Below are 1214 nucleotides of genomic sequence, written 5' to 3' on the forward strand. Positions count from 1 at the left end.
TACGGCACGCCGAGCGCGTCGCGCAGCCGCCCGGCGTCCTCGATCGCCGCCCACCGCTCCTCTCCGGCGATCCGCACCCGGATCGCGCGGTGCGACTCCTCCAGCTCGGCGAGCCATCGCGGGCTCGCGCCACGCTCGGCCAGCTCCGAGGTCGCCAGCGGCCCCAGCTCGCGGAGCAGGTCGGCGGCGCCCTCCACGTCGCGGGCGTGCCGTGAGGACGGCAGCCGTTGCAGCTCCCGTGACGCCTCGGTGACCACTTCGGGATCGAGCAGCTCGCGGAGGTTCGCCTGGCCGAGCAGCTCGGCCAGCAGCGTCGAGTCGAGCGCCAGCGCCTGGGCCCGCCGCTCGGCGAGCGGCGCGTCGCCCTCGTACATGAACGCGCCGACGTAGCTGAACAGCAGCGACCGGGCGTACGGCGACGGCATCGGCGTCTCGACCTCGACCAGACGCGCCTTGCGCCCGGCCAGGTCGCGCATCAGCGTCACCAGCCCCGGCACGTCGAAGACGTCCTGCAGGCACTCGCGCACGGTCTCCAGCACGATCGGGAACGAGGGGTACTTGCTGGCCACCGACAGCAGCTGCGCCGCCCGCTGCCGCTGCTGCCACAGCGGCATCCGCTTGCCCGGACGGTGCCGCGGCAGCAGCAGCGCCCGCGCCGCGCACTCGCGGAACCGCGAGGCGAACAGCGCCGACCCGCCCAGCTCGTCGGTGACGATCTGCTCGATCTCGTCCGGGTCGAAGACCGCGAGGTCGCCGGCCGGCGGGGCCACGGCCTCACCCGTGTCGGGGACGCGCAGCACGATGCCGTCGTCGGAGTGCACGGCCTGCGCGTCCACGCCGTACCGGGCGCGCAGCCGCGACGCCGTCGCCAGCACCCAGGGCGCGTGCACGAGCGCACCGTACGGGGAGTGCACCACGAGTCGCCAGTCGCCGAGCTCGTCGCGGAACCGCTCGACCACCAGCGTGCGGTCGTCCGGGACATAGCCGGTCGCCTCACGCTGCTCGGCGAGGTACGCGAGCAGGTTGTCGGCCGCCCACTCGTCCAGGCCCGCGGCGCGTACGCGCTCGCGCGCCCGCTCGGGCGGCAGCGCCGACAGCTCGCGGCTGAACTCCCCCAGGGCGCGGCCCAGCTCGGCGGGCCGTCCCGGCGCGTCGCCGTGCCAGAACGGCAGTTTGCCCGGCCGCCCCGGAGCGGGGGAGACGAGCACCCGGTC

At 75.5% G+C, this 1214-nt stretch carries 1 pseudogene; it reads right to left on the reverse strand.

Annotated elements, in window-relative coordinates:
- Nucleotides 1–1214 (reverse strand): annotated as a pseudogene (locus tag ACFFNX_RS50475) (DEAD/DEAH box helicase); the annotation flags it as partial.

Source organism: Actinoallomurus acaciae (genome assembly GCF_042429965.1).
GTDB classification, from domain to species: Bacteria; Actinomycetota; Actinomycetes; order Streptosporangiales; family Streptosporangiaceae; genus Actinoallomurus; species Actinoallomurus acaciae.